Below are 18445 nucleotides of genomic sequence, written 5' to 3'. Positions count from 1 at the left end.
GACAGATTCGTAAAACATGGAATTGTTCTCAGGGGCGGCGTGACGCCGGTCCTGTCGCGGAACCCTACTCCAGAGGTTCGCTTCGTCTCTGGAGCGCGCTGGCCGCCGGGCGTGGAGGGCCCGCCGGTCCCGAGGGGGCCAGGCTTGCGAGGGGCTGGCGTGGCGCCGCCTCCGACGGTGCGAGGAAACACTCCTGGTCCGTCTGTACCCAGGTCCCATGCGTCACTTCAGCACAGGACCTTGTCCGCCCCCGCGGCTCCTCTTCGCGAAGCGTGGCACGCCGGATGCTCTGTCCTCCCGCTCGGGGGGAGCGTGCATGTCGAAGATCCAGAGGGTCCTCACCACGGCACTGCCGCTGCTGCTGCTGTGCGTGGCGGCGTACGTGCTGCACCGCGAGCTGTCGCACTACCGCCGCGAGGACGTGAGCGCGGGGCTCGCGGCCGTGACGGCGGGGCACATCCTGCTGGCCCTGGCCGTGACGGTCGTAAACTACGTGGCGCTCACGCTGTACGACGTGCTGGCGCTGGGGCACGCGGGGCACCGGATTCCCTATCCGCGCGTGGCGCTCACGTCCTTCGTGGGTTACGCCTTCGGGCACAACCTGGGCGCGTCGTTCCTGAGCGGCGGGTCGGTGCGCTACCGGCTGTATTCCGCGTGGGGGCTCACCGCGCTGGATGTCGCCCGGGTGTCCGCGTTCAACGCGCTCACGTTCTGGCTGGGGCTGGCCGCCGTCACCTGCGTGTCGTTGCTCGTGGAGGGCGGGGGCGGAGTGCTGTCCCTGTCCACGCCCGTGGCGCACGGGGTGGGCGCCGCGCTGGGCTTGCTGCTCGTGGGCTACTTCGTGGCGTGCGCCACCGTGCGCGGGCCGCTGCGTGTCCGCGGCCTGGAGTGGACGCTGCCCACGCCCGCGCGTGCACTGGCGCAGTTGGTGGTGTCATGCGGGGACTGGATGCTGGCGGCGGCGGTGCTGTGGGTGCTCTTGCCTCCGGGCAGCGTGTCGCTGCCGTCGCTCACCGCGCTGTTCGCGCTGGCGCAACTGGCGGGCATCGCCAGCCAGGTGCCCGCGGGCCTGGGCGTCTTCGAGACGGTGATGCTCTCCGCGCTCACGCCCCACGTGCCCGCGCCGCGGGTCGTGGGCGTGCTGCTCGTGTACCGCTTCGTCTACTACCTGCTGCCCTTCACGGTGGCGGCGCTGCTGCTCGCGGGGCATGAGCTGCTCCAGCGCCGTCACCACCTCACGCGGCTGGCGAAGGGGGTGCACAGCTCGTTCGCGCCGCTGGTGCCGTGGGCCGCGTCGGCGGGGGCGTTCGTGGCAGGCACGGTGCTGCTGTTCTCCGGCGCGACCCCAGCCGTCGCCGAGCGCCTGGCGCTGCTCCGCGGGCTGGTGCCGCTGCCGCTCCTGGAGGTGTCCCATCTGCTGGGCAGCCTGGCGGGCGTGTCGCTGCTCCTGCTCGCGCGCGGGCTCCAGCGGCGCCTGGACGCGGCCTATGTGTTGACGCAGGTGCTGCTGGTGGCGGGCGCGGTGTTCTCCCTGGTGAAGGGCGTGGACTACGAGGAGGCCACGCTGCTGCTCGTCCTGGCCCTGGCGCTGGCTCCGTTCCATCAGCAGTTCTACCGGCACACGTCGCTGTTCGCGGAGGCCTTCAGCCCCGGGTGGTTCCTGGCCACGGCGGCGGTGGTGGGCGCGTCGGTGTGGCTGGGGTTCTTCTCCTACCGGCACGTCGAGTACCGCGATGACCTCTGGTGGCACTTCGCCTTCGCTGGCAACGCGCCGCGCTTCCTGCGCGCCAGCGTGGGCGTGCTGGGGGCGACGGTCGTGGCGGGGCTGGCCGCGCTCCTTCGGCCGGCCGGGCCGCGCACGCACCCACCGACGGCAGAGGAGCTGCGACGGGTGCGTCCCCTGGTGGCGAGCTCACCGGAGTCCATGGCCTCGCTGGCGCTGGTGGGGGACAAGTCCCTGCTGCTCAACGATGCGGGCACCGCGTTCCTCATGTACGGCGTGTCGGGGCGTGCGTGGGTGTCCATGGGCGACCCGGTGGGGCCGCCGGACGCGGCGACGGAGCTGGCGTGGCGCTTCCTCGAACTGGCGGACCGGCACCACGGCTGGGCGTGCTTCTACCAGGTGGGGCCGGGCGCGCTGCCGCGCTACCTGGACCTGGGGCTCACGCTGCTCAAGCTGGGAGAAGAGGCCACCGTGCCGCTCCAGGACTTCACGCTGGAGGGGCCGGAGCGCCGGGGCCTGCGCCACGGCCTGCGCCGCATGGAGCGAGAGGCGTGGACCTTCGAGGTCCAGCCGCGCGAGGCCGTGCCCCAACTGCTGCCCCAACTGAGGACCCTCTCCGACGCGTGGCTCGCGGAGAAGCACACGCGGGAGAAGGGCTTCAGCCTGGGCTGGTTCTCGCCGCGCTACCTGGAGCAGGGGCCGGTGGCGCTGGTGCGCAGGAGCGGCGTGCTCATGGGCTTCGCCAATGTGTGGGCGCCGGACACCAAAGAGGAGCTGAGCGTGGACCTCATGCGCTACCAGCCGGGCAGTCCCCACGGGGCCATGGACTTCCTCTTCACGTCGCTGATGCTGTGGGGCCGGCAGCAGGGCTTCCAGCGCTTCAACCTGGGCATGGCGCCCTTCAGCGGCTTCGAGGCGCGCGCGCTCGCGCCCATGTGGAACCGGCTGGGCGCGCTCCTGTTCCGGCACGGCGAGCACTTCTACAACTTCCAGGGGCTGCGCCAGTACAAGGAGAAGTTCCGTCCGGACTGGGCGCCGCGCTACCTGGCCTCGCCGGGCGGGCTCGCGCTGCCGGGCGTGCTCGCGGGTGTGACGTCGCTGGTGTCGCGCGGGCTGGGTGGGGTGGTGGCGAGATGAGGCGGCGCGCGAGGTGGTTCCTGCTGGGGGCCGTGCTGGTGCTGGCGCTCATCTCCGGGGCACGCATGTGCGCGGCGCCTTCCGTCGCTCCAGGCCCCGTGGCGGTCCCCGTGCCCCAGCCCACGGTCGCGCCGCGCGTGGAGACGCTGCGCCTCGGAGGCCGCTTGGGCCACGTCACGGTGGTGACGCCCCCGGGAAGGCCCGGCACGGTGGTGCTCCTGCTCGCGGATGGGCCCGCGGAGAAGGGCCGGGCGCTGGAGCTGTCCATGGCGCTGGCCTCGCACGGCGCGCGGGTGCTCGGGGTGGACGCCGGGCCCGGCAAGGAGGCGGAGTTCGAGGTGCACGTCACGGACATCTTCGGCGGCAAGGGCCGGCCCACGGCCGCGGTGCTCCCGGACGTGCAGGCCCTGAAGGGAACGCCCGTGCTCTGTGTCTACGGTGACGAGGAGTTGTCCGACAGCCTCTGCCCCACGCTGTCCGGCGTGCCCGGCGCCCGCGCCGTACTGCTCAAGGGTGGACACCACTTCGACGGGAACTCCGCCGCCATCACCCGGAGCGTCCTGCGGGAACTCGGTATGGCATTGCCCTGATGCTCCGGAGTCGGGGGCCGCGTCGGCTGGCGGACGGGTGATTGTCTTTGAGAGCCAATGCATTGACTTGCATGGGCGGAACCTCTACTTCGCACCGGCCCGGCCCTGGCGCCGGGTTTCGTGGGGGGTTCCAAACATGGTCCAGCAGTCGGCTCCTGTCGTCAGCACCGTCGAAGGACAGCTCCAAGGCATCGTCGAGGAAGGGGTGTATGCCTTCAAGGGCATCCCCTACGCCCAGCCTCCCGTGGGCGCGCTGCGGTGGCGTCCTCCCGCTCCGGTCGTGCCCTGGAAGCACATCCGGCAGGCGTCCACGTTCGGCAAATCCTCGCTCCAGTCGCGTGACGGCTGCATCGCGGGCGGCGGCGGTGACCCGTTCCCGATGGGCGAGGATTGTCTCTACGTCAACGTCTGGACGCCTCGCGTGGACCCCCAGGCGAAGCTGCCCGTCATCGTGTGGATCCACGGCGGCGCGTATGTGATTGGCGCGAGCGGCCTGCCTCCGTACGACGGCGTGCCCCTGGCGTCCCGGGACGCCGTCTTCGTCACGCTCAACTACCGCCTGGGACACCTGGGCTTCCTGGCCCACCCGGCGCTCCTGCAGGAGCCGGGCGGCGGCGCGGCCAACTTCGGCCTGTTGGATCAGCTCGCGGCGCTCCAGTGGGTGAACCGCAACATCGCGAAGTTCGGCGGGGACGCGGGCAACGTCACCCTCATCGGCCAGTCCGCGGGCGCCAAGAGCGTGCTGTCCCTCTTCTGCATGGAGGCCGCGAAGCCCCTGTTCCACCGGGGCGTGGCGATGAGCGTGTACGGCCTGGACGAGATGCCGCTGGAGAAGGCGCGGCTCAAGGGCGAGGCGCTGATCCGCGACATGGGGGTGACGGACGCGACGCCAGAGCGCATGCGCGCGCTGCCCGCGGAGTCCTTCTGGCAGCAGGCGCCGGAGCACTCGCTGGCGCCCGTGGCCGTGTGCGGCGACACGGTGCTGCCCCAGTCCATCCTGTCCACCTTCAAGGCCCAGCAGCAGGCGCGCGTGCCGCTCATCCTGGGCAGCACCAGTGACGACGTGAGCGTGCTGGACGCCATGGGCCGCGACCCCATGGAGATCCTCCAGGCGCTGCGGGACAACAACGTGCCCATCGGCCTGCTGTACCCGGGCGTGTCGCCGGACGAGGAGCTGGCGCGGCAGGTGTGCCGCGACATCGTCTTCACGCTCATCCCCCGGCAGGTCGCGGACCTGCACAACAAGGTCTCCGACGCGTGGCGCTTCTACTTCGAATACACCGCCACCGAGCTGCGCCCGGAGTACCCCGACGGCGTCCCGCACGGCGCGGACATCCCGTGGTTCCTGGACACCGTGGCCCGCTGCCCGCCCAACCAGGACGTGCTCACCGACGAGGACCGCGCGTACGCACGCCAGGTGAGCGGCTGGCTGCTCCAGTTCGCCCGCACCGGTGCGCCCGCGTCCGCGACGGAGTGGCCCAAGCACCAGCAGTGGGAGGACCGCACCCTGCGCGTGCAGCAGCCGCCCAAGGTGGAGCACAACTTCATGCAGCTGCGCCTCAACGCCTTCCTGCTCGCGAGCGCCATCATCAACAGCCCGGACAGCCGCACGGGCGGGAAGTCCGGCGCGCAGCGCAACGTCCGCCACACGGGGGCCTCGCCCCAGAAGACGGGCCGGCCCGAAGGCACGCCGTAGCCTGAAAAGCGAAGGGCCCGGACGCGAGCGTTCGCGGCCGGGCCCTGCTGCTTGCTGCTCGTGGGCTGCTAGCTGCTGAAGAGCACCAGCACGAAGGTGCTCGACTGGGGCAGCTGGAACACGGTGCCCTGGCGCAGCGAGCCCTTGAAGAAGGGCGCCGCGTCGTAGGCGGTGGCGCCCTTCAGCGCCTCCTTCGTGGCCTGCGGCAGCCACCCGCCGTCGTCCAGCTTCACCGTCAGCCGCGTGGGCTTCAGCGCCGCCTGGAGCGCCTGTCCTTCCGCCGCCGGGTACTCCAGCACCGCGAGGAACTGCGTGTCCGTGGGGCCCAGGCCGCCCGGGATGCCGCGCGGAGACTGGCGCCACTGCACCGCCTGGGGGCGGCGCGGCAGCGTCACAGTCTTCTCCAGCGTCTCCAGGTCCGTCCCCGTCTTCGCCGCAGGCGCGGCCGTCTGTGTCGTCATGGATGCATTCCCCCCTGAGGGCTTGTCGCAGGCCAGCGAAACACACCCCGCGAGCAGGGTGGTAGCCAGCGTGCGCCTAACGGCCACCGATGGGACGCGACGTCGCATTCTCGGGGCTCCCCTGGTCCCACGTCACGTGCCGCTGGAGCGTGCCGTAGTTGGTGTACTGGTGCCCCAGTCCCGTCTGCTCCAGCCGGCCGTTGGCCGCGTCCGGCGTGCCGGTGTTGATGTCCGCCTGGCCCGGGTTGAAGTTGTAGCGGTCCTCCGCGTGGAGCGTCATGTCCATCTCGAAGCGGGGCTTCCCGCCCGGCGTCTCCGGCGGGTAGACCGTCACGGTCGCGCTGTTCCAGACGGAGTGGCCGCCAATCGCCTTCTGCCAGTTCTCCGTCTCCGGGTAGGGGAACTGCTCGCTGGAGCCGACGCCAATCTGCGAGCCGGTGATCTGGAACGTCACCGGCTTGCCCGCCAGCGACGGGTCCTGGGCGATCATCTGGTTGTAGGTCGCCTCCGCCGCCTGCTGCGTGTCACGCGTGGAGTTGGTGAGCACCGCCTGGCCGGCGGGGTCCGTGCTGACGAAGCGCTCGTAGTCGAAGTGCCGGTCCGCCCCGTTGCCGTGCAGGAAGTGGTCGTACGTGTCCAGGTCGTCCGGGATGTCGTTGTGCGGCACGCCCGGGATGCCCTGGATGGCGCGCGCGGCGTTGAGCTTCAACTCCCACTCGGCCCGCGCCGCGTAGTCGCTCAGCCCCGGGCTCTCCGTGGGGAGGGGCGTGGGGTCGTTGGGGTCGTTGGGGTTCTGCAGGAAGCCGTTGTCGTGGTGGATGTCCGGACGCCGGGGAGGACCCACCTGGTAGTCCGCCACCGTGGCGCCGTTCGTCTGCACCGCCGTGCCGGACGTGCCCACCGGGGTGGGCGTGGCCGCGGGCGCGGGCGTCCCCAGGGCGGGGCCTCCCCGGCGGGCGGCGGGCGCGGACTCGAAGGTGTCGGCGGGGCGCCGGGCCACGGGCGCGGCCGGGGGCTGCGGGGTGGGGCGGACCTGCGGGGTCAGCGCCTGCTGCACTCGCGCCGCGATGGCGCCGCCAATCGACTCACCGATTCTGGACATGTCGGGTCTCCCCCTCGAACCACCGAGACGGTGGACGTTGATGGATTATCGACCCTTGCCGCCGGGAGTTGCCGGGTTTCCCCTGCCTACATTGGCGCCCAACGTCGGCCCTCAGTGCCGGGTCCGGTAGCGGTCCACGGCGGCCAGGAGCACCTCCGTGCGCACGGGCTTGCCCAGCAGGGCCACCGTCCCGAGTGGAGCCGCCTGGAGGTCCGGGTCCGCGGTGAGCGCCAGCACCGGCAGCCGTGACGTCAGGCCCAGGTTGCGCAGCCGGGTGAGGAAGCGCAGGTCCTCCGGGTTGCGCAGCATCAGGCTGAGCAGCACCAGCGAGGGCATGTCCGGGATGCGAGTCAGCACGTCCAGCGCCTGCGTGGACGAGGGCACGGACAGCACCGTGTAGCCCTCCAGCACGAGGAGGGCCACCAGCGCCTCGCGCAGGTCGTCATAGCTTTCGACCACCAGCACGGTCGAGGGTTTGTCCAGGGCAACCACCATCAAACCATATACCGCCAAAGCCCCGGGGCGTGCGCACCCCGGGGCTTGGACCTGGGGACAAGGCCCCTCAAGCGCGGGCCTTGGGGCTCAGCTGGGGCTTGAGGATGACCTTGGTGTAGCCGTCCTTTCGGGCGTCGAACTTCTTGTACGCGTCCGGCGCGTCCTGCAGCGGCAGGCGGTGGCTGACGATCATGCTCGGCCTGGCGCGGCCCGCGATGATGAGGTCGCGCAGGAAGTGGTTGTAGCGCTTCACCGGCGTCTGGCCGGTGCCCACGGTGATGCCCTTGTCGAACACCTTGGCCCACGGCAGCGGGTAGATGCCCTGCTTCGCGTTCTCGTCCGGCGCGCCGGGGTCCGGGGCGATGTAGACGCCCACGACGCCAATGGAGCCCGTGGGGTTCACCAGCTCCACCAGCTGCTCCAGCACCTGGGTGGGCTTCTCCTTGCCGCCGTGCGAGTCCGCGCTCTGGATGTCGCGCGACTGGTAGCCCACGGCGTCGATGCCGCACATCACGCCCATGGCCTTCTCCTCACCGGGGCGCAGCGCGCCCATGATGAGCGGGTTGCCGCGGCGCAGGTCCATGATCTGCTTCACCGGGTCGCCCTTCGTGAAGTCGATGGGGATGGCGCCCATCTCCTTCACCTTGGCCAGGCGCTCCGGGACGCTGTCCACCACGTAGACCTCCGAGGCGCCGCGCAGGAGCGCGCAGTAGCCCGCGAGCAGGCCCACCGGCCCCGCGCCGAAGACGGCCACGGTGGCGCCCGGCCGCACGTTCGCAAGCTCGGTGCCGTGGTACGCGGTCGGGAACACGTCCGACAGGAGCAGGAAGTCGTCCTCCAGGTCGTCGCCCGGCTGTCCGGGGAGCTTCAGGCAGTTGAAGTCCGCCCAGGGCACCCGCAGCAGCTCCGCCTGTCCACCGCGGTACGGCCCCATGCCCGCGTAGCCGTAGCCCGCGTGCGGCGCCTCCGGATTGGCGACGAGGCACGCCTCGGTGCGGCCCCGCACGCAGTCGAAGCAGGTGCCGCACGCGATGTTGAAGGGCAGCACCACGCGGTCGCCCTTCTTGATGCTCCTGACGCCGGGGCCCACCTGCTCCACGACGCCCATGTTCTCGTGGCCGAACACCTGTCCGGCCTTGGACGCGGTGCGGCCCTCGTACATGTGCAGGTCACTTCCACAGATGCCGGCGGAGGTGACGCGGATGACGCAGTCGGTGGGGGATTCCAGCTTCGGATCCTCGACCTCCTCCACCTTCACCTGGCTGTTCTCTTTGTAGACGACGGCGAGCATGGGCTCCTCCTGGACGGGTCTGTAACGCGGCCCACCAAAAGTGGGATGCGCCGGGGCCAGCGGAAGGGGCCGGAGCTGGAGCGCGCCCGGCCGCCCCGTGCAGGCGTGCAGGGCGGGCGCGCTTTCAAGCCCTCAGTGCGCCATCACCACCGGCGCCTCCGCCGGGGACACCAGCGACTGGCGCTCCCAGGCGCGGCTGCGCCAGCGCAGCCACATGGCCAGGCCGCGCGTCCACTCATCCGCGGCCACCGCGAGCCACACGCCCGCGAGCCCCAGGTGCAGGTGGAACACGAGGTAGTAGCCCAGGGGCAGGCTCATACAGACCATGGAGAGGACCGCCATGATGACCGGGAAGGTGGCGTCGCCCGCGGCGCGCAGCGCGTTCACCAGCACTAGGTTGAACGAGCGGCCCGTCTCCAACAGCAGGCTCAGCACGAGCACCTGTGACGTGAGCCGCAGGATGTCTCCGTCCTGCGTGAAGAGGCGGATGAGCGGCTCGCGGAAGAGGATGGCCGTCACGTCCACCGCCACCGTGATGCCGATGCTCCACTTGAGGCTCTTGAGCACGCGCGCGTACGCGTCCTGCGAGCGCTTCGCGCCGACCAGCCGTCCCACGAGGATGGACGTGCCCATGCCGATGGCCAGGCTGCACAGGAACACGTACTGGGACATGGCGTTGGCGTACTGCCGCGACGCCAGCGCCACCGGGCCCAGGTACGTCACGTAGTACAGGAACACCGTCTGGCACGCGTGGTACGTCATCTGCTCCACCGCGGACGGCACGCCCACGCGGAGGATCTTGCGCACGTACTCGCGCGTGAGCGCCACGAAGTTCCCGGGCTTCATCTTCACGTCCATCACCCGCCAGAGCATCCACGCGAATACGCCCACCGCCATCGCGCGGCTGAAGACGGTGGACATGGCCGCGCCCGCCACGCCGTGCGCCGGCATGCCGAAGTGCCCGAAGATGAGCACCTGGTTGCCCACCACGTGCACCACGTTCATGCCCAGGGCCACGTACATGGACTGCCGCGTGAAGCCGTACGTGCGGATGAGGCTGGAGAAGACGTTGATGAGCGCCTGCAGGAACAGGAAGCCGCCCGCGATGTGCCAGTAGGTGCTCGCGTACGCCAGCGTCTGGGGCTCCAGGTTCATCCGCCCCAGGATGGCGTCCGCGGACAACAAGAGCCCGCCGCTCACCGCCAGGCCCAAGAGGAAGTTCATCGTGATGGCCTGCGCCGCGATGCGCGCCGCCTCCGTGCCGCGCTTCGCGCCCAGATACTGCGACACGACGATGGACGCGCCGTGGCTCACGACCTCCATCACCAGGATGCAGATGAAGACGTACTGATTGACGACGCCCACCGCGGAGACGGCGGCGTCCGACACACCGCTGAGCATCAGCGTGTCCGCCGTGCCCATCAGCATGAAGAGGAAGATTTCGAAGAAGATGGGCCAGGTCAGGCGGAACAGGCCCGGCTCACGGGAGGGCGTCGTCTCGACTTCAGTGGGCATGGATGCGTCGCGTCAGGTGGACCCACTGTGCGCGCGCGATATTTCGATTTCAACCGGAAGCACCCGCGACGGCTGCCTGCCCGCCGCGGGTGCTTTGAGCTGAAATCGTGAGACAGACGCCTACGACGTCAGGCGGGCCACGGTGTCCACCAGATCTCTCAGGGAGAAGGGCTTCTTGAGGAAGCCGGCCCACCGCTGTTCCTCCATCTTGGCCTTGGGCGGCTGGATGGCGCTCATGACGAGGATGGGGAAGTGGTGGGTGCCGTCCTTGCGGATGGCGTCGATGGTCTCGTAGCCGTTCATCACCGGCATCATCACGTCGATGATGGCCAGGTCGGGCTTCTCCTCCTTGAGCCTGGCCATTGCCTCGCGGCCGTTGCCGCAGATGACGACGCGCAGCTGTTCCTCTTCCAGGATGGCCTGGATGGCCTCGGCGATGTCCAGCTCATCGTCCACGACGAGCACGGTCTTCATGAACGCCTCCGCCGGGACGAGCCCGCCGGAGCCTTCTTCGCGGCCGGCTTCTTCTTCGCGGCCGCCTTGCGGCCCTGCTTCTTCCTCGCGCCCAGGGGGGCCTTCACGTTGTCGGGACGGGAGGCCGCTCCGCCGGACATCCGCGCGTGACCGGTGAGGATGCTCTCCGCGCTCTCGAAGGTCTCCGCGACCTGGATGCCCTTTTCGGAGATGGAGAACTCGCGGATGGCGCTGTCATAGGCGCTCTCCCGCATCTTCATGATGGAGAGCAGCCGGTAGAGCTGCGAGCGCAGCTCCACGTAGCGCACCAGGATGACGTTCTCCACGGTGGACGCGGCCTCCGGCTGGGGCATTTCCACGCCGGGGCTGAACAGGGGCGTCTCATCCGAGTACAGCGTGGTGACGTCCATCATCCGCAGCTGGTGCGTGAGCGCGGAGAAGAAGCGCCCCATGCGGTCCGGGTACACCGCCGCGGAGCGGAAGCCGGACACGCCGTCGATGAAGAGGCGCAGGCGGTCCACCTTGCGCTCCTCGATGCGCTCCAGGAGCTTCTCCGCCAGCGAGTCCAGGTTGTGCTCCAGCGGCGGCTGCCACTGGATTTCGATGAGGCCCTCGTCCACGTACTTCTGGAGGTCCCCCATGCCGGTGCCCTCCGCCTTCTCGATGAGGCGGGGGGGCGTCTCGAAGAAGCCGAAGTAGACGCCCGGCTGGCCCTCGCGCGCGCCCTGGAGGAGGAAGTGCAACCCCAGGAGCGTCTTGCCCGTGCCCGGCGCGCCCAACAGCAGCGTGGTGGAGCCGGACAGCACGCCGCCCCGGAGCGCTTCGTCCAGGCGGGGGATGCCGAAGGGCATGCGGATGCGGTCCTCGCGCCCCTCCGCGGCGGGGTGCGCGAACTGCACCTCCGTGCGGGGGTGGATGACCATGCCCTGGTTGGAGATCTCCACCTCGTGGCGGCCCAGGAGGGACGGCCCGCCGCGGAACTTGATGGCGATGAGCTCGCGCACCGCGCGGGGGCCGTGCAGCCACAGCGACAATTCGAAGATGCCGTCCACCGCGGTGTTCTCCGGGTGGATCTCCCCTTCATGGTGCGGAGCGAGCAGCAGCGTGGTGCAGCCCAGGATGCTGCTGAAGGTCTGCAGGTCCTGGAGGAAGCGCTTGAAGGAGAGGTCCGAGCGGGCGAACTCCTTCGCCGCGTCCATGCCGTCGATGATGAGCAGCGTGGTGCCGTGGGCCTGGGCGTTCTTGCGCAAGAGCTCCAGGAGGCCCTTGAGCCCGTCGCGCTCCAGGTCGCGGTAGCCGCTCAGGTACTGGAGCCGGTCCGGGATGACGTCGGCGTCGAAGAACGTCATCTGCGACAGGTTCTCCAGCATGCGCCCGTGCGACTCCGACAGCAGCGTCACGTAGAGCGCCTTGCCGCCGTTCTTCACGTGCTGGAAGGCGATCTGGTTGGCCAGCACCGTCTTGCCGGAGCCCGGAGGCCCGATGATGGCGTAGGACGAGCCCACGATGAGGCCGCCCTTGGTGATGAAGTCCAGCCGGGGCACATTGGTGACGAGGCGCTTCGCCGGGCTCTTGCCTTCGTCGGACTGGTTGCTCCCGTCCGCGTCTTCGGTGTTCGACACGAATCCTTCTCCTCTGGAGACATCAGTAGCGCTGGGTGCGATGCAGGGGGAGTCTCAACTCGAAACACGCGCCCTGACCCAGGGCGCTCTTCACGCTCAACGTGCCGTCGTGCGCGGCGGCGATCTCCTGGGCCAGGAAGAGCCCCAGCCCCAGCCCTTCGAAGCGGCCGCCGGAGGGCACGCGCTCGAAGCGGCGGAAGATGCGGGCGTGGTCCTCCGGCGCGATGCCCACGCCGTGGTCCTCCACGGTGAGCACCGCGTGGCCCTCGTGCGTGGACAGGCGCGCCTTCGCGGGCCGGTCCTCGCCGAACTTGATGGCGTTGGACACCAGGTGGCCCACGGCCTGCTCCAGCAGGCGCCGGTCTCCGAAGAGCAGGACGGGCGCGTCCGGCAGCTCCGCCGTCAGGGCCACGTTCGCGCTGTGGGCCGGGACCTGGAAGCGCTCCACCTGTTCGCGCACGACCTGGGAGAAGTCCACCGTGTCCACGACGAGCGCCACGTCCTGCGTGGACAGGCGCGACACATCCGCCAGGCTCTCCACCAGGCTCTGCAGCCGGGTGAGCTGGCGCACCGCGGGGGCGAGCCGCTTCTGCATGGGGCCGTCCGCGTCCGCCGTCACCATCTCCACCGCGCGCTCCAGGTTGAGGCGGAGCACGGTGAGGGGGGTGCGCAGCTCGTGGCCGGCGACGTGGAGGAACCGGTCGCGCGCACGCACGGCATCCCGGGCGCGGGCCTGTAGGCGCAGGAGCGCTTCGATGTTGGCGAGAAGCTCGTCCTCCGCCAGCGGGCGCGTCCAGTACGCGTCCGCGCCCTGCGCGAGCCCCCGCACGCGGTCCTCGCGTTTGACGGACACGGAGGACAGGTGGGCGATGAGCAGGTCGTGCGTGGCCTCGTCCGCACGCAGGCGGCGGCACACTTCGTAGCCGTCGATGTCCGGCATGTGCACGTCCAGCAGCACCAGGTCGGGCAGACCCCGTGCGAGCTGGAGCGCTTCGCGTCCACCCCGGGCCTCGAGCACCTGGTAGCCGCCCTGCTTCAGGGTGAGGCTCAGCAGGTACAGCGTTGCCGGGTCGTCATTGACGTTGAGGACCGTGACGGCGGTGCGGCCGGTCTGGGCGTTCTGGGTGTCGGAGGAGTTCACAGGCAGTGCAGCGGGAACAGTGGGGGCGCGGGCGGCGAATGGAACCACTCGCATCGAAAAAGATTGGCGGGAGTGCGCCGGGCGGCCCGCCGGGTGTTGCCCGCAGGACGGATCCTCCGCTGGATCCGTCCGCCTTCCCCCAGGCGGGCCGACGGACGCAGGATCCCTGGCGTTGACGCGTGGCCGGATGGACGGCCCGGAAAGGCACGAGGACATGAAGGGCACGGCGGGTGAGCTGTTCGTTGACGAGGGCGGGACGGGGCAGGGCACACCGGTGGTGTTCGTGCACTCGGCCTGTGGCGACACGCGGCAGTGGGCGGCGCAGCTCGAGCACGTGCGCAAGCAACGCCGCGCGGTCGCGCTGGACCTCCGGGGGCATGGCCGGTCCACGCTCACGTCAGACGCGGACTTCACGGTGGAGGACTTCTCCCAGGACGTGGCCACCGTGGTGGACGGCCTGGGGCTGTCCCGCGTGGTGCTGGTGGGGCACAGCCTGGGCGGCGCGGTGTGCGTGGCGTACGCGGCGGCGCACCCGGAGCGCGTCGCGGGGCTCTTCCTGTTGGATCCGGCATCCGACGGCCGCCAGGTTCCGAAGGAGGCCGCGGAAGGGATGATGGCCGCGCTCGACACCGACGGCTGGACGCAGGTCATCGAGCAGTACTGGGGCACGCTGCTGGATCCGTCCACGCCCCAGGTGCGTGAGCAGGTGCTGGGGCAACTGCGGCGCACGCAGCGCGGAGCGGTGAAGGCGGCCATGGGCGCGCTGCTCAAGTTCGACCCCGTCACCGCGCTGAAGCGCTACCGGGGGCCGGCCCTGTCCGTCATCACGCCGCTCAACCAGACCCCCGGCGCGTACCACGTGCTCGTCCCGAGCCTGCCGTCCAAGCTGGTGACGGGCACGGGGCACTGGGTGCAACTGGATGCCCCCGAGCAGGTGAACACGCTGCTCGAGGGCTTCCTGGCGACGGTGCCCTGATCAGGGCATGGCTTCCAGGCGGAACTGCTGGCAGTCGTTGTTGGACCAGACCCACTGCTGGACGGTGGCCCCGTCGCCGCTGCTCCAGCAGTTGCTCACGTCCAGCACCTTGCCGCTGTGGCGGGCCTCGAAGCGGGTGTAGCCCCCGGTGGTGGCCACCGGCTTGAACTGCTGGTTGGCGCCGCCCGCCCAGGACCACTGCTGCACGCGCGCGCCGTCCGCCTGGCTTGCGTCCGCCACGTCCACCGCCTTGCCGCTGTAGCGCGACACCAGCCGCGAGTAGCCGCTGTCCGTGGCCACCAGGGACCACTGCTGGCTCGAGCCGGTGTGGCACGTCCACTGGTGCAGCCCGGTGCCGTCCGCCGAGGACGGGCCCACGATGTCCACGCATTTGCCCGTGGCCTTGTTGACAAGCCGGTACCACGGCCCCTGCGGGCTGGACGTCCCGCCCCACTGGAAGGACGCCACCGAGCGCGGCGGCAGCGTGTACTCGAAGGCCTGGCCGTTCCAGCGGACCTTGAAGGACAGCGTGGCGCCGTCATTCGAGTTCAGCGCGATGACCGCGCGCGAGCCGTCCGGGTTTCGGAAGGCGAGCGTCTCGATGTTGTTGTTGCCCAGCGACGTGGCGCCCACGCGCACCGCGCCCGGCCGCACCACCTTCGCCAGGTGCGCCCACGCGTAGTACTCCTCGTTGCGCGTGTACGTGCCCGCGGCGTTGTCCACGGTGAACATGCCCCGGCAGTCCGCGCAGCCGCCCACGCGCGGCCCGTGGTTCGGGTCCAACGCCAGGTTCCAGTAGAAGGACGTGCGCGACCAGTGGCGCAGCGGCCCGAAGAGGTTGTTCTGCAACGCCCACTCCAGGTTCGCCGCGGCGTTGGTGGCCCAGAAGCCGCCGGTGCACTCCGTGAAGTGCACCTCCTTGGCGGGGTACGCGTCGTGGAAGGCGGACTGGACGCTGTAGCTGCCCTCGGGGCTCTCGTAGCAGTGGTAGGCCACGCCCGCGACGGCGCTCTGCGCCTGACCGCCGTTGTAGGCCATCACCTCATGCGGGTAGCCCGCGGGGCCCGTCCCGTCGTACCAGTTGTGGTCCCACGCCAGCACCTTCACGCCGTTGAAGCCCGCGGCGTTGAGCGCGGGGCGCAGGTGCTGCGCCGCGAAGACGGACTGGTCGTTGGACTCCATCTGCATGGTCGCGTAGCCGCCGTTGGCGTTGTGCGGCTCGTTCTGGAGGCTCAGCGCGTGGATGGGCACGCCGTTGACCTGGTAGGCCTGCACGAAGCGAACGAAGTAGTTCGCGTAGGTGCCGTACAGGTCATTGCGCAGGTAGCCGCCGCCGGTGAGCGAGTTGTTGAACTTCATCCACGCGGGCGCGCTCCAAGGCACCGCGAAGACCTTCACCTCCGGGTTGATGGCGCGCGCCTGCTTCAAGAGCGGCAGGATGTACGCCGTGTCGTGGCCCACGGAGAAGTCGTTCAGGTCGCAGCAGGTGTCGTCGTAGGTGTAGTTGTTGCGAGCGAAGTCGGACGCGCCCATGGGCAGGCGGATGGCGCTCTGGCCCGCGCCCGAGGCCACGCTGAACAGGTCGTTCATGATGGCCGTGCGCTGCGGCGAGTTGAAGATGAGCCACGCGGACGAATCCGTGAGCGCGCCGCCGAACCCGTCGAGGGTCTGGTACGTCACGCCCTCGTTCACGTCGATGGCCGTCGCGCTGCCCGTCTCCGGGCCGAACGCCTTGTTCGCCTCCGCGTTGAGCTTCTTCGCCAGCGTGCTGCCGGACGTCGTCGTCAGCCACACCCGCACGGTCTCGTTCGCCGCGCTCGCAACGGGAGGCAGGAGGGTGGAGGCGGCCAGCAGCAGGCCCTGCAGGGGGACACGGGACAACCACGAGGACATGGGGGACTCCAGACACAAAGAGGAGTCTCGCAGTCTATTCAGGTTGTTCTGCTAAGGCTCGCTAATCGTGGATGTCTGGGCCGTGGGGAAGGCCTCCAGGCGGCGTACGGCGGCGGTGTGGAGCACGGTGAGCTGGCGCGTCAGCCGCTCCAACTGGGACTGGAGCAGGGGGGCCTCGGAGCCCAGCGCCGCGCCGGCCGCGTCCGGGGTGGGGGTGTTCCAGCCGATGAGCACGTCGAAGGCGGGCAGGGGCTTGGGGCGGCGGCCGTGGTGCACCGCCTCCGCCAGGTCCTCCATGCTCGCGTCCATGGCGTGCGCGAAGCGCGACAGGGCCTCCTGCACCGCCGGGGTGGAGGGCACGGAGCGCCGCGACGCGAGCAGGGTGCAGACGGCCGCGAAGCGGCGGGTGAACGCGAGCAGCGTCATCAGCGGCTCCACCGCCTCCGTGCGCCAGCGCGGTTCGGTGAGCAGGCGCTGGAAGGACGTCTCCGCGTTGATGGTGGCCAGCCCCAGCTTGCGGCGCGCCTCCGCCAGCGCCGCCGCGTCCGGTGGCCCGCCCTGCTTCCACGCGCGGGCCAGCACGTCGAAGAACTCGCGGTCCGCTCTCAGCGCGTCCGCCATCTGCGCCGGGAAGCGCTGGTTCTCCGAGCGCTGCCACAGGAAGAAGGTGCCCGCGAGCGCCAGCGCGCCGCCGATGAGCGTGTTGACGATGCGCACCGGCGCCAGCGTCCAGTCCCCGCTGCCCATCTCCGCCAGCAGCACGAAGGTGAGCGTGGCGAAGATGGTGTACAGCCCGTAGTTGAGCGGGATGAGGCTCACGCACAGGGCCGCGGTGCAGAACAACAGGCCCATCATCGCGTGCGGGTTCTGGAGCCACGACGCGACGGCGATGGCCAGCAGGCCGCCCACCACCGTCCCCAGCACGCGTTGGAGCGCCTTGAGGAAGGTGGGCCCGGTGTACGGCTGCATGATGGTGAGCACGGTGATGGTCACCCAGTAGCCGTGGTTCGGACGGAACACGCTGGCCACGTACACCGCGGCCGTGGTGGTGAGTCCCGCGCGCAGCGCGTGCCGCAGCACCTCTGAGTCCAGCGTGAGGTGCGCGCGCACCGGATCCAACAGGGACGCGTGCGACTCCTCGGCCAGCTCGCGCGCGGGAGGCGGCGCCTGGGTGAGGGGGCCGGGCAGCCGGCACGCGGTGTCCAGCGCCACGTCCGCGCGCTCGCGCAGCTCCGTGAGCAGCCGCGCGATGTCCGACAGCCGCGCCCGCTCCAGCCGCGTGACGAGCCCGCGCGCGTCCAGGTCTCCCAGCGCGTCCTTCAGCGCGCGTCCGTCCCACTCCGGCTGGGGCCTGCGGCTGCGGCCCTCCTGTTCCACCAGCCGCACCAGGTCCCTGGCCGTGTTGGCGCACTCCAAGAGCGCCACGGCCACCGCCGCGCGCGGGTCTCCCACGGGGCCGCTCACCGGCGGGCCCAGGCTCTCCAACTGCTCGCCCAGGGCGATGAGCCCCATGAACATCGCGTCCACGGACTCCAGCAGCACCAGCAGCCGCTCACCCCGGCCGCGCTCCACCCGGCCCTGGCGCGTGGCCGCGAGCGTGGTGCGCGCCAGCTCCAGCAGCTCGCGGATGCGCCCGTGCTGCTCCTGGATGAGCGCCTGCCAGGCGTCCTCGCGCGCGCCCTGGACCGTGCGCGACAGACCTTCCGCGTAGTCCGCCACCGCGTCGAAGCACGCCGCCACCGCCTTGCGCGCGGGCCGGTAGGGGCGGATGGGCCAGAGCACCAGCGACAGCACCATGGCCCACGCGGAGCCGCCCAGCACCGCCAGGCCGGACTCCAGCGCATTCACGGCGCTTGTGACAGGCAGCCCCAGCGCGATGACGAAGGTGGTGGCGGCGATGTTGCCGGTGAGGTTCGACGCCGCGCCGTACACGCCCGCGAAGCTGCACGCCGTCACCCACAGCAGCGTGGCGGGAATGGCCAGGGCCGGGTGCATTCCCGCCAGGCCGCCCAGCACCGCGGACACCGCCGCCGCCAGCGCCGTGCCACCCATGGCGCGGAAGCGGGCGTGGTAGGAGCCGCCCTTGTCCACGAAGGACGTGTTGAAGCCGCCAATCGCCAGCCACAGGGTCGCGGGCAGGTGCAGCGCGGTGCCCACGACGGTGGGGACGAAGAACGCGAGCGCGGCGCGGAGGCCCGCCTTCACCGCGGGCCGCACGGGCGCGAAGCGGGCCACGGCCTTCGCATGGTCCAGGAACTGACGGTGGAGCACGCCTCCCCCATAGAGCAACGCCCCCGGCCGGGCCACCGGAATCCGGGCCCGGTGCCGT

General features: G+C 70.6%; 14 protein-coding genes. 4 read left to right on the top strand and 10 right to left on the bottom strand.

Annotated features, from left to right (window positions below):
* The first annotated feature begins 316 nt into the window (after positions 1–316).
* From mprF to ACX114_RS25915, 3 genes are all read left to right on the top strand, one after another.
* Entirely contained in the window at positions 317–2860 is a 2544-nt protein-coding gene (gene mprF / locus ACX114_RS25925; RefSeq protein WP_459288790.1) for a bifunctional lysylphosphatidylglycerol flippase/synthetase MprF, read from the top strand.
* Entirely contained in the window at positions 2857–3450 is a 594-nt protein-coding gene (locus tag ACX114_RS25920; RefSeq protein ID WP_459288788.1) for an AcvB/VirJ family lysyl-phosphatidylglycerol hydrolase, read from the top strand. Before mprF ends, ACX114_RS25920 begins: the two co-directional genes overlap by 4 nt.
* Before the next feature lie 136 nt (positions 3451–3586).
* Positions 3587–5146: a carboxylesterase/lipase family protein gene (locus ACX114_RS25915; RefSeq protein ID WP_459288786.1), complete on the top strand. Its 1560-nt coding sequence runs from the start codon at positions 3587–3589 to the stop codon at positions 5144–5146.
* A gap of 68 nt (positions 5147–5214) precedes the next feature.
* On the opposite strand, the gene ACX114_RS25910 is transcribed toward ACX114_RS25915, so the two are convergent.
* The 8 genes from ACX114_RS25910 to ACX114_RS25875 all read right to left on the bottom strand — a co-directional run bounded on the left by ACX114_RS25910 (position 5215) and on the right by ACX114_RS25875 (position 13247).
* Positions 5215–5607: a hypothetical protein gene (locus ACX114_RS25910; protein WP_459288784.1), complete on the bottom strand. Its 393-nt coding sequence runs from the start codon at positions 5605–5607 to the stop codon at positions 5215–5217.
* A 76-nt stretch (positions 5608–5683) separates the two neighbouring features.
* Positions 5684–6709, bottom strand: coding sequence for a hypothetical protein (locus ACX114_RS25905; protein WP_459288782.1), 1026 nt, complete (start codon positions 6707–6709; stop codon positions 5684–5686).
* A 111-nt stretch (positions 6710–6820) separates the two neighbouring features.
* Positions 6821–7174 carry a response regulator gene (locus tag ACX114_RS25900; protein ID WP_459288780.1) on the bottom strand — a complete coding sequence of 118 codons (354 nt, stop codon included), beginning with the start codon at positions 7172–7174 and terminating at the stop codon, positions 6821–6823.
* Positions 7175–7271: 97 nt separating this feature from the next.
* Positions 7272–8495 (bottom strand): glutathione-independent formaldehyde dehydrogenase, encoded by a 1224-nt coding sequence (locus ACX114_RS25895; protein ID WP_459288778.1) that lies wholly within the window; start codon positions 8493–8495, stop codon positions 7272–7274.
* Positions 8496–8627: 132 nt separating this feature from the next.
* Entirely contained in the window at positions 8628–10010 is a 1383-nt protein-coding gene (locus ACX114_RS25890) for an MATE family efflux transporter (RefSeq protein ID WP_459288776.1), read from the bottom strand.
* 120 nt (positions 10011–10130) lie between these two features.
* Positions 10131–10484 (bottom strand): response regulator transcription factor, encoded by a 354-nt coding sequence (locus tag ACX114_RS25885; RefSeq protein WP_459288774.1) that lies wholly within the window; start codon positions 10482–10484, stop codon positions 10131–10133.
* The gene (locus tag ACX114_RS25880) at positions 10481–12106 is read right to left on the bottom strand and encodes an ATPase domain-containing protein (RefSeq protein ID WP_459288772.1); all 1626 of its coding nucleotides are present in this window, start codon (positions 12104–12106) and stop codon (positions 10481–10483) included. The genes ACX114_RS25885 and ACX114_RS25880 overlap by 4 nt, the downstream gene beginning before the upstream one ends.
* 22 nt (positions 12107–12128) lie before the next feature.
* The gene (locus tag ACX114_RS25875) at positions 12129–13247 is read right to left on the bottom strand and encodes a sensor histidine kinase (protein WP_459288770.1); all 1119 of its coding nucleotides are present in this window, start codon (positions 13245–13247) and stop codon (positions 12129–12131) included.
* Between the two features lie 214 nt (positions 13248–13461).
* On the opposite strand from ACX114_RS25875, the gene ACX114_RS25870 reads away from it, so the two are divergent.
* Entirely contained in the window at positions 13462–14223 is a 762-nt protein-coding gene (locus ACX114_RS25870; protein WP_459288769.1) for an alpha/beta fold hydrolase, read from the top strand.
* Here the strand turns inward: ACX114_RS25870 and ACX114_RS25865 are convergent, their stop codons facing one another.
* Both ACX114_RS25865 and ACX114_RS25860 read right to left on the bottom strand, forming a co-directional pair.
* Positions 14224–16116, bottom strand: coding sequence for an RICIN domain-containing protein (locus ACX114_RS25865; protein ID WP_459288767.1), 1893 nt, complete (start codon positions 16114–16116; stop codon positions 14224–14226).
* A gap of 51 nt (positions 16117–16167) precedes the next feature.
* Positions 16168–18387: an FUSC family protein gene (locus ACX114_RS25860; protein WP_459288765.1), complete on the bottom strand. Its 2220-nt coding sequence runs from the start codon at positions 18385–18387 to the stop codon at positions 16168–16170.
* Positions 18388–18445: the final 58 nt, after the last annotated feature.

The sequence above is a fragment of the Corallococcus sp. M7 genome, assembly GCF_054512695.1.
This window is presented reverse-complemented; position numbering and strand designations above follow the sequence as displayed.

What these genes read in the sequence shown, in the direction of transcription:
- ACX114_RS25895 (WP_459288778.1), bottom strand. Translation starts at nt 8,495, where the DNA reads ATGCTCGCCGTCGTCTACAAAGAGAACAGCCAGGTGAAGGTGGAGGAG.
- ACX114_RS25885 (WP_459288774.1), bottom strand. Translation starts at nt 10,484, where the DNA reads ATGAAGACCGTGCTCGTCGTGGACGATGAGCTGGACATCGCCGAGGCC.
- ACX114_RS25865 (WP_459288767.1), bottom strand. Translation starts at nt 16,116, where the DNA reads ATGTCCTCGTGGTTGTCCCGTGTCCCCCTGCAGGGCCTGCTGCTGGCC.
- mprF (WP_459288790.1), top strand. Translation starts at nt 317, where the DNA reads ATGTCGAAGATCCAGAGGGTCCTCACCACGGCACTGCCGCTGCTGCTG.
- ACX114_RS25910 (WP_459288784.1), bottom strand. Translation starts at nt 5,607, where the DNA reads ATGACGACACAGACGGCCGCGCCTGCGGCGAAGACGGGGACGGACCTG.
- ACX114_RS25905 (WP_459288782.1), bottom strand. Translation starts at nt 6,709, where the DNA reads ATGTCCAGAATCGGTGAGTCGATTGGCGGCGCCATCGCGGCGCGAGTG.
- ACX114_RS25870 (WP_459288769.1), top strand. Translation starts at nt 13,462, where the DNA reads ATGAAGGGCACGGCGGGTGAGCTGTTCGTTGACGAGGGCGGGACGGGG.
- ACX114_RS25915 (WP_459288786.1), top strand. Translation starts at nt 3,587, where the DNA reads ATGGTCCAGCAGTCGGCTCCTGTCGTCAGCACCGTCGAAGGACAGCTC.
- ACX114_RS25890 (WP_459288776.1), bottom strand. Translation starts at nt 10,010, where the DNA reads ATGCCCACTGAAGTCGAGACGACGCCCTCCCGTGAGCCGGGCCTGTTC.
- ACX114_RS25920 (WP_459288788.1), top strand. Translation starts at nt 2,857, where the DNA reads ATGAGGCGGCGCGCGAGGTGGTTCCTGCTGGGGGCCGTGCTGGTGCTG.